Origin of the sequence: Synechococcus sp. FACHB-909 (assembly GCF_014698945.1) — a bacterium.
In the GTDB taxonomy this organism is placed as follows: domain Bacteria; phylum Cyanobacteriota; class Cyanobacteriia; order PCC-6307; family Cyanobiaceae; genus Cyanobium.
Genome location: NZ_JACJTY010000001.1, coordinates 679,157 through 688,313 on the forward strand (window position 1 = coordinate 679,157; position 9,157 = coordinate 688,313).

The following is a 9,157-nucleotide window of genomic DNA, read 5'->3' on the forward strand; positions in this document are numbered from 1 at the left end:
AACCACCCTCGAACGCACCGTTTCAGCCCTTCTCCCTTCGCCATTGTCTCCACCCTGAGGAGACGCTGACAACCACGGATTAGCCCCATGGGACTGTTCTTTGAGCAGCCCCTCTTCTTTTCTTGCCAACCCTTTCCCACTCCCTCCATCACACCTGAATGCCATGACGAGTCGCCGTCGCTTCCTCACCCGGTTCGGGGCAGCCCTGGGATCCTCCCTGCTGCTCGCCGGATGCCTGGGCAATCCACCAGGTACCTCCGAGTCCACCAGCTCGCCCCAGGCCGCCAGCCCTGCGGCCGGCCAGGAGCTGGGCACCATCAAGCTCGGCTACATCCCCATCCTGGAAGCCGCTCCCCTGGTGGTGGGTGTGGAGAAGGGCTTCTTCGCCAAGCACGGGATCAAGGTGGAACTGGCCAAGCAGGCCAGCTGGCCCGCCGCCCGCGACAACGTGGTGCTCGGCTCCGCCGGCGGCGGCATCGATGGGGGCCAGTGGCAGCTGCCGATGCCCCACCTGATCACCGAAGGGATCATCACCGACGGCAAGAAGGTGCCCATGGTGGTGCTGGCCCAGCTGAACAGCCAGGGCAATGGCATCGCCGTCTCCAACAGCCTCAAGGCCGACAACCTGGGGCTGGATCTGGCCCCGGCCGTGGATGTCTTCCAGCGCTTCCCGCAGAAGGAAGGCCGAAAGTTCCGCGCCGCCTACACCTTCCCCAATGCCAACCAGGACCTCTGGATCCGCTACTGGCTGGCGGCCGGGGGTGTCGATCCCGACAAGGACATTGAACTGCTGACCGTGCCCTCCACTGAAACCCTCCAGGGCATGCGCAACGGCACCATGGATGCGTTCAGCACCGGCGATCCCTGGCCGTTCCGGATCGTCAAGGATGACATCGGCTACCTGGCCGCCCTCACCGCCCAGATGTGGCCGGTGCACCCCGAGGAATTCCTGGCGGTCCGCAGCGACTGGGTCGACAAGAATCCCAAGGCGGCGGTGGCGCTGGTGAAGGGCCTGATCGAGGCCCAGCAGTGGGCCGACAAGCCCGAGAACCGCAGCGAGGTGGCCAAGCTGATCAGCTCCCGCGCCTATTTCAACACCCCGGTGGAGGTGCTCGAACCCGCGCTGAAGGGCGAGTACCTGCTCGGTGCGGATCGCAAACCGGTGAACGATCCGAAGCTGGGCCCGATCTACTGGATGAGTGATCGGGGGGTGATCTCCTATCCCTACAAGAGCCTGAGTCTGTGGTTCCTGGTGGAATCGCTGCGCTGGAACATGCACCCCGGCAAGCTCACCTCGATCGAGCAGGCCAAAGCCCTGGTCGACAAGGTGAACCGGGAAGACATCTGGCGCCAGGCCGCCACCGAACTGGGGCTGCCCGCCAAGGACATTCCCACCGGTTCCTCCCGCGGCAAGGAGACCTTCTTCGACGGCATCGTCTTCGATCCTGAGAACCCCCAGGCCTATCTCGACAGCCTCAAGATCAAGCGCTGATTCGATCGCCCAGAGGCCGGTGCCCCATCGGCCCTGCACCTCCCAGACCCGTGACTGCCGTCACGGGTCATTCCTTCCAACGGATTCCATCCCTTTCTTCCAGGACGAACCCCTTCCATGACGACCACATCCCCCAACCCCACCAGCAACGCGGCAGGCCCCCTGCTCTGGTGGAAGCGCAACCGCAAGCTGATCCTGCCGCCCCTGTTCGGCATCGCCGGCTTTCTGCTGGCCTGGCAGCTCAGCGCCAGCCTCGGGCTCACCCGGCTTCCCGGTCCCCTGAGCCTGTTCACCGAGCAGCGCACCCGTGAACTGCTGCTCTATCCCTTCTACGACCGGGGCGGCCTCGACAAGGGACTCTTCTGGCAGACGATGGCCAGCCTGGGCCGGGTCGCCCAGGGTTACGTCCTCGCCGCCGTGGTGGGGATCAGCGCCGGCATCGCCGTGGGCCTCAACAAGACACTCAACCGTGCCTTCGACCCCCTGTTCCAGTTCCTGCGCATGGTGGCCCCCCTGGCCTGGGTGCCGATCGCCCTGGTGATCTTCCAGAAGAACCAGCCGGCGGCCATCTTCGTGATCTTCATCACCGCGGTGTGGCCGATCCTGATCAACACCGCCGAAGGGGTGCGCCAGATCCCGCAGGACTACCACAACGTGGCCCTGGTGCTGCAGATGTCGAAGAAGACCTTCTTCACCAAGGTGCTGATTCCTTCCGCGCTGCCCTACATCTTCACGGGCCTGCGCATCTCCATCGGCCTGGCCTGGCTGGCGATCATCGCCGCCGAGATCGTGATGAGCGGCATCGTCGGCATCGGCTTCTTCATCTGGGATGCCTACCAGCAGAACTACGTCAGCGACATCGTGCTGGCCGTGATCTGGATTGGCGGCATCGGCCTGCTGCTGGATCGCCTGATGGCCTGGATCCAGTCCCGCATCTCCCCCGGCCAGTGAGACACACCCAGCCATGAACCTGCCCACTGTCCTGAGGCCCTTTGGATGGCTCGACGCCTGGATGAGGGAAAGGAAGAACGTGATCCGCTTTCTGCTGGCCCGCCTCCTGCTGATGACCGCCATGGTCCTGGCCTTCTGTGTCCTCCACTTTCCCCAAACGTGATCCGCCATGACAGCACTCGTTGATGTTCAGAATCTCGAAAAGAACTTTCCCCTCACCGGTGGCGGCAACTACCTGGCCCTGAAGGGGATCGATCTGGAAATCCGCAAGGGCGAATTCATCTCCCTGATCGGCCACTCCGGTTGCGGCAAGTCCACCCTGCTCAACATGATCGCCGGCCTGGATCTGCCCACCGGCGGCACCGTGCTCCTCGAGGGGGAAACGGTGAAGCGTCCGGGCCCCGACAAGATGGTCGTCTTTCAGAACTACTCGCTGCTGCCCTGGCTCACCGTTCGCCAGAACATCGCCCTGGCGATCGAGGAGGTGATGCCCGATCTTGGCAAAGCGGAGCAGGACGCGCTGATCGAAGAGCACATGGAGATGGTGGGTCTGACCCAGGCGGCTACCAAGCTCCCCGCCCAGCTCTCGGGCGGCATGCGCCAGCGGGTGTCGATAGCCCGCGCCCTGGCCATCAAGCCCAAGCTGCTGCTGCTGGATGAACCCTTCGGCGCCCTCGATGCGCTGACGCGGGGGAATCTGCAGGAAAAGCTGATGCAGATCTGCAACGAGCACGAGCTCACCGCGGTGATGGTCACCCACGACGTGGACGAGGCGGTGCTGCTTTCCGACCGGATCGTGATGCTCACCAACGGTCCTGGCTCGAAGATCGGCGGCATCCTCGAGGTGGACATCCCCCGGCCACGCCAGCGGCTCACGGTGGTGCACCACCCCAGCTACTACAGCCTGCGTTCGGAGATCATCTACTTCCTCAACCGCCAGAAGCGGGTGAAGCAGTGGCAGGCGCGCCCCCACAAGGTGCTGGCCCGCCACGGCCTTGAAAAGGTGAATCTCGACCTGGGCTTCATTCCCCTGGCCGCCTGCGCCCCCCTGGCGGTGGCGGAGGCCAAGGGGTTCTTCACCAAGCACGGTCTCGACGACGTGCAGCTGGTGCGGGAGACCAGCTGGCGGGGTGTGGTCGACGGTCTGGTCGACAAGACCCTCGACGCGGCGATGATGCCCTCGGGCATGCCCACCTGGATGACGGCCGGCGGCCACGGCAGCGAGCCGCTGCCGATCGTGTCCTCCCTCACCATCAGCCGCAACGGCAACGAGGTGACCCTCGCCAAACGACTGGCGGAACAGGGCGTCAGCACGGTGGAGGACTACCGCGCCTGGTTGGGCAGCCACGAGCGGGAGCCCCACCGGATCGGCATCGTCCATCCCGCCTCGATGCACAACCTGCTGCTGCGCTACTGGCTGGCGGCCAACGGCATCGATCCCGACAAGGACGTGCACCTGCAGACCCTGCCGCCGGCCCAGATGCTGGCCGACCTCAAGGACGGCTCCATCGACGGCTACTGCATCGGCGAACCCTGGAACTTCCGGGCCGCCAGCAGCGGTCACGGCGTGCCGATCGTGGGGGATCTGGAAATCTGGTCGGGCCATCCCGGCAAGGTGCTCGGCGCCCGCGAGGACTGGGCCCAGGCCTACCCCAACACCCACATCGCCCTCACCAAGGCCCTGCTGGAGGCCTGCCGCTACTGCGCCGATCCCGCCCACTGGGCGGAAATGAGCGAACTGCTCAGCGACCGTCGCTACCTGGGGATCAAGGCCGATCTGATCCGCTTCAGCGGCCAGCCGGGCGATTCCGGCTCCTTCGCCCCCCACGGCGAACCGCACCACCTGTTCTACGGAGCGGGGCTGAACCGGCCCAGCCGCAGTGAGCACCTCTGGATCCTCACCCAGCTGGCCCGCTGGGCCGAGATCCCCTTCCCCCGCAACTACGTGGAGATCCTCGAGCGGGTCTGCAGCGTGGGGGTGTTCAGCACCGCCGCGCGGGAACTGGGTCTGGACGACGTGAGCTATCAGCGCCAGGGCATCGAACTGTTCGACGGCCGTCCCTTCAACCCCGAGGACCCGATCGGTTACCTCAACGCCGTGTCCCTGCACCGCGATTTCAGCATCGCCGAAATCCCCATCGGCCAGCCCCGTGCCATCAGCCTCTGATCCGCCGTCCCTCCGCCCCTTTCTCCCATGATCACCAACGCCACCCAGCCCCTGCTGCGCTTCGAAGCCCTGGGCAAGGTCTACCCCACCCCCACCGGCCCCTACCCGGTGCTGGACAACATCAACCTGCAGGTCGAGCATGGGGAATTCATCTGCGTCATCGGCCATTCCGGCTGCGGCAAGTCCACCCTGCTGAACATGGTCTCCGGCTTTTCGACACCCACCGCCGGCCAGGTGCTGCTCAACGGCAGGCCGATCGAGAAGCCCGGGCCCGATCGGATGGTGGTCTTTCAGGGATACGCCCTGCTGCCCTGGATGACGGCCTACGAGAACGTCTATCTGGCCATTGACGAGGTGAAGCCCGACCTCTCCAGCCGCGAGAAGCGCGAGATCGCCGTGGACCATCTGGCGATGGTGGGCCTGGAGAAGGCCATGGACAAGCGCATTCCCCAGCTCTCCGGTGGCATGAAGCAGCGGGTGGCCATCGCCCGCGCCCTGGCCATCCGCCCGGAGGTGCTGATCCTCGATGAACCCTTCGGGGCCCTCGATGCGATCACCAAGGAGGAGCTGCAGGAGGAGCTGCTGCAGATCTGGAACACCCAGAAATGCACCGTGCTGATGATCACCCACGACATCGATGAGGCCCTGTTCCTCGCCGATCGGCTGGTGATGATGACCAACGGCCCGGCCGCCTCCATCGGCGAGGTGATGCCGATCGACTTCCCCCGGCCCCGCAACCGGGAGGACATCATGGAGGATCCCAAGTACTACGAGCTGCGCAACACCGCCCTCGACTTCCTCTACAACCGCTTCGCCCACGACGACGTGGAATGAGGCCCACGGGGCGGGTCATGGCCGTTCATTTCTGCCAGGATGCGCCCCCCACAGCGGAGTTGCTCTGGTGATGCGGATCTCTCCGTCCCTGGCCGCTCTGGGCCTGGCGCTCGCCGCAGGCCTGGCCGCTGTGCCGCCGGCCCGGGCCCTCGAGACGATCGAGCTGAAGCTGCCCCTGGTCGAGACCACGTTCTCGATCCGGCTGGCGGAACTGAGCGATCCCCGGGCCCTGCTCGCCGGCAACAGCGACCTGGCCGAACTCGACCAGGCCACCCGGGGCGCCATCGGGCGCTCCCTGGTGGATCTGTTCAATGCCCCCCTGCCCCTGCAGGCCCTGGACGTGGCCCGCCAGGTCGTCCCGTCCCCCCTGGCCCAGCAGGCCCTGCTGCTGCTCTCCTCCCTCGGGGGGGTCGACGGTCTGCCGGCCGACGTGTCCAGCGACACGGTGCTGAAGGTGCTGGACCGGGCCGCCGGCCGCGGGCCCCTGACGATGCTGGGGGTGCTGGAGGCCGTGCCGGGCAGGACCGCCAGCGTCGATGTGGGCAAGGGCCTGTTCCTGCTCCAGCGGATGAACGCCCAGCTGCTGTCGGCGAACCGTCTGCTGGAGGGGGGGACGGCAGCGACGCCTGCCCCCTCCCTGCGGGATCCGGGCCCCCTGCCCGTGCGGCGCGACACCCTGACCCTGCCGGTGGCCTACCGGCCCCAGCCCCTGGAGGTGGTGGTGATCCGCCCGACCCAGCAGGCCTCCGGCCGGCTGGTGGCCATCTCCCATGGCCTCTGGGACGGGCCCGAGAGCTTTGAGGGCTGGGCACGGCACCTGGCCAGCCACGGCTACACGGTGCTGCTGCCCCGCCACCCCGGCAGTGACCGCACCCAGCAGCAGGCCATGCTCTCCGGCAAGGTGCCGCCGCCCGGTCCGGCGGAGCTGCGCCTGCGCCCCCTCGACATCTCTGCCCTGATCGATGCGGCGGCCGCCGGGAAGCTGGGTCTTCCGGGCGGACTGGACACCGGTTCGGTGGTGGTGCTGGGCCAGTCCTGGGGGGCCACCACGGCCCTGCAGCTGGCGGGCGCCCGACCCACCTCCCAGCAACTGCAGAAACGCTGCAGCAATCTGCAGGATCCCCAGCGCAACCTGAGCTGGGTGCTGCAGTGCAGCTTCCTGGGCGCCATCGACCAGGCCGCCCTGGCCGATCCGCGGGTGAAGGCCGCCGTGGCGGTGAGTCCGCCGATGTCGCTCCTGTTCGAGACCGGAACCATCCCCGTCTTCCAGGGGCGGGTGCTGGTGGTGAGCGGCAGCCGTGACTGGGTGGTGCCACCCGGTCCCGAAGCCATCGCTCCGATGGCCCGGGTCGCCCGCCTGGGGAAGGACGGCCATCGGCTGGTCCTGGCAGGCGGCGGTGATCACTTCAACATGGGCTCCCCCTATGACCAGGGCGGCGGACCCCTGCGGGGACTGCTGCTGGCCTGGGTGAACGGGGCCTTCGCCGCCGGCCCCGCCGTCGCCCCCGGGCCCGGAGGCCCGGCCCTGCTACCCCCGGGTGGCTGGGGGGGTGACGGCCTCCCCCTGGTCGACGTGAGCGACCGGCTGGCGAGTTGGAACCCCTGAAGCGCCGGTGCCTGTCGTCTGACCCACACTTGATCCGGCGCCCAAGGATCCGGCCACCCGATCGATGCCCCCCCTGCCTTCCCTGCCCTCAACGGCCCACGCCTGGGGCGCCACCGGCTTGGCGGCCCTGCTGATCCTGGCCGGGCCGGCGGCCGAGGCCGCCGAGCAGGTGGTCTTCGTCAGCGGAGCGTTTCGCCGTTCGATCCCCGTCGCCGACCTGGAACGGCTGGCCCGGACCGGTGAGGCCGTGGGCCTGCTGGGGGATGCCCTGCGGCTGGGCGGCAAGGACCCCGCCGAGGTCGGCAGGCTGCTGAACCACCGGGTGACGCTGCCGCTGGCGCTGACCACCCGGCTGCTCAGCACCCGCTTCGGCGAGAACGCCCTGGAGCGGCTGTCCGGCATCCTCTATCCGCTGAGGGCGCCACAGGTGGGCATGGTGGCGCTGCGGTCAGCGACGATCCTGGGGATCGAGTCCGGCTCGGGAACGCTCTCGGCGGTGGGATTCCTGCGGGCCTACCCCAACGAGGAGATCGCCATCAACCTGCCGGCCCTGCAATCGGCCCTGGCGGGGCTCAGCGGCATGGGCCATGTGGTGAAGGAGTTTCTCGAATCCGACCTCGGCGCCAACCTCGAGCGGATGCAGGAACCCGGCCCGCCGGCCAGCCCCTGACAGCGCCATCCGGGGGGCGGGCCGGCAAGCCGGAGCTCAGGCCGGCCGCGCCATCAGATCCGTCAGGGCCTCGGATTCCGGCACGGCCAGCCGCTTCAGAATCGCCACCAGGGCCGCCAGCTGGGGACCCTGGAGGTGGAAGAGCCCCGGCTCGGCGCTGGCCTGCCAGCCGCGTTCCTCGAGGACCGCATGGATGGCGGTGCGGATGGTCAGGGCCTGGGATTCACCGGCGACGGGGAGCACCTGGACCGTCTCCTGGTGCCCCCCGGGGTCGGCGGGGCTGTCCCTGATCTCCAGGCGAAACCAGCGCAGACCATCAGGCATCGACTGGGCCGTGAGGTGAAGCTCGCAGCGGCAGGCGCTGAGGCCGCGGTCCACCGCCCGGCCCAGCTGCACGGCCAGGTCGCCGTCGGCCTGGGCATCGAGGCCGAGCTGGGCATGGAAGGCGGCCGCGCGATCCTGCTGCTGGGCTTCGGTGGCTTGCCGCCGTCCGCGGTCCGCCTCCGCCCGGAGGTGCTCCTGCCAGGCGTGGGCCACGAACACCGGCAGCAGGCTGAGGTCGTTGGCCTGGAAGGCCCGCGAGAGGTTGTCCGGGAGGGTCGCCGTACTGCCGTCCTGCGCCCTCAGGAGCAACCAGTCCTGCAGGGCCGTTGCTGACTCAGCCATGGCTCCAACCTTTTATTCAATTTTCATTCACCCTAACCTCATTTTCGCCCGTCGTCCCCTCGAGGAGCCACAGGGCGAGGCCGCCGCCGCGACCTCGGGCCGCCAGCCAGTGCGGGCGTTCGGCGGCGATCAGGGCGAAGAAGGGCCGGCGCAGCGGATCGGGCTGGGGCAGCGTCCGCTCGATCAGCACCCGCCCGCCCAGCAGCAGCAGCAGGCGCTCGAAGCTGAAGACCAGCAGGGGGCGGCGGCCCTCCAGACGGCCCACACCCTCGAAGCGGAGCTCCAGAGCACCGAGGCGCACGCTGTTGGCCAGCCGCAGGTCCCCAGCCTCCGGACCGGCCCCGTCCGCGGACAGCCGCAGCCGGGCCGCCAGCCCCCGCAGCAGGCCGGCGGCCACCGAAGCAGGCTCCAGGCTCCCCTTGTTCCAGATCCGCTCGAGTCGCCAGCAGCCGACCAGATCCGCCGTCGTCAGGCCGCTGCCCTCCCGGCGGCAGCGGCGTTCCCGTTCGAGCAGCCATGGGGCATCGGGGATCACGGCAGCGCCTCTGAAAGCAGCTCTCGACGCTAATGACCCCGCCTCGCAACCACCAGCTGCTATTGAGAATCGCTTGCAAAAGTGCCCGTGGGTCCTCTAGGTTGAGAGCCATTCGCAATAAGGCCCCTCCCTTCGCCCGATGCGTTACCGCTTCCTCCCCGACGATCCCGTCAGTGCCGTGCGCATGCCCGCCGGTCAGACGGTCCTGCTTGACCCCACCCCCCGCCCCGGCGGTT

At 68.0% G+C, this 9,157-nt stretch carries 8 protein-coding genes; 6 read left to right on the forward strand and 2 right to left on the reverse strand.

The window, feature by feature from the left end:
- Positions 1-163 precede the first annotated feature (163 nt).
- The 6 genes from H6G99_RS03360 (at position 164) to H6G99_RS03385 (ending at position 7,720) form a co-directional block, all read left to right on the forward strand.
- Complete coding sequence (locus H6G99_RS03360) at positions 164-1,492, forward strand: CmpA/NrtA family ABC transporter substrate-binding protein (protein WP_094584098.1); 1,329 nt, start codon at positions 164-166, stop codon at positions 1,490-1,492.
- A 117-nt stretch (positions 1,493-1,609) separates the two neighbouring features.
- Entirely contained in the window at positions 1,610-2,443 is an 834-nt protein-coding gene (gene ntrB, locus H6G99_RS03365) for a nitrate ABC transporter permease (RefSeq protein WP_190609797.1), read from the forward strand.
- A 169-nt stretch (positions 2,444-2,612) separates the two neighbouring features.
- Positions 2,613-4,610, forward strand: coding sequence for an ABC transporter ATP-binding/substrate-binding protein (locus H6G99_RS03370; RefSeq protein ID WP_190609799.1), 1,998 nt, complete (start codon positions 2,613-2,615; stop codon positions 4,608-4,610).
- 27 nt (positions 4,611-4,637) lie between these two features.
- Positions 4,638-5,444: a nitrate ABC transporter ATP-binding protein gene (locus tag H6G99_RS03375; RefSeq protein WP_190609801.1), complete on the forward strand. Its 807-nt coding sequence runs from the start codon at positions 4,638-4,640 to the stop codon at positions 5,442-5,444.
- A 70-nt stretch (positions 5,445-5,514) separates the two neighbouring features.
- Positions 5,515-7,050, forward strand: a complete 1,536-nt coding sequence (locus H6G99_RS03380) for an alpha/beta hydrolase family protein (RefSeq protein ID WP_199296906.1) — start codon at positions 5,515-5,517, stop codon at positions 7,048-7,050.
- A 64-nt stretch (positions 7,051-7,114) separates the two neighbouring features.
- Positions 7,115-7,720: an alpha/beta hydrolase gene (locus H6G99_RS03385; RefSeq protein ID WP_094584093.1), complete on the forward strand. Its 606-nt coding sequence runs from the start codon at positions 7,115-7,117 to the stop codon at positions 7,718-7,720.
- 36 nt (positions 7,721-7,756) lie between these two features.
- Here H6G99_RS03385 and H6G99_RS03390 read toward each other — a convergent pair whose 3' ends face one another.
- On the reverse strand, positions 7,757-8,386 hold the full coding sequence (locus tag H6G99_RS03390; protein WP_190609804.1) for a hypothetical protein: 630 nt from the start codon (positions 8,384-8,386) through the stop codon (positions 7,757-7,759).
- Between the two features lie 16 nt (positions 8,387-8,402).
- Positions 8,403-8,921, reverse strand: a complete 519-nt coding sequence (locus tag H6G99_RS03395) for a hypothetical protein (protein ID WP_190609806.1) — start codon at positions 8,919-8,921, stop codon at positions 8,403-8,405.
- Between the last annotated feature and the right edge of the window lie 236 nt (positions 8,922-9,157).

Excerpts from the sequence above, each read along its gene's own strand:
- H6G99_RS03380 (WP_199296906.1), top strand. The coding sequence starts at position 5,515 with ATGCGGATCTCTCCGTCCCTGGCCGCTCTGGGCCTGGCGCTCGCCGCA.
- H6G99_RS03375 (WP_190609801.1), top strand. The coding sequence starts at position 4,638 with ATGATCACCAACGCCACCCAGCCCCTGCTGCGCTTCGAAGCCCTGGGC.
- ntrB (WP_190609797.1), top strand. The coding sequence starts at position 1,610 with ATGACGACCACATCCCCCAACCCCACCAGCAACGCGGCAGGCCCCCTG.
- H6G99_RS03385 (WP_094584093.1), top strand. The coding sequence starts at position 7,115 with ATGCCCCCCCTGCCTTCCCTGCCCTCAACGGCCCACGCCTGGGGCGCC.
- H6G99_RS03370 (WP_190609799.1), top strand. The coding sequence starts at position 2,613 with ATGACAGCACTCGTTGATGTTCAGAATCTCGAAAAGAACTTTCCCCTC.
- H6G99_RS03390 (WP_190609804.1), bottom strand. The coding sequence starts at position 8,386 with ATGGCTGAGTCAGCAACGGCCCTGCAGGACTGGTTGCTCCTGAGGGCG.
- H6G99_RS03360 (WP_094584098.1), top strand. The coding sequence starts at position 164 with ATGACGAGTCGCCGTCGCTTCCTCACCCGGTTCGGGGCAGCCCTGGGA.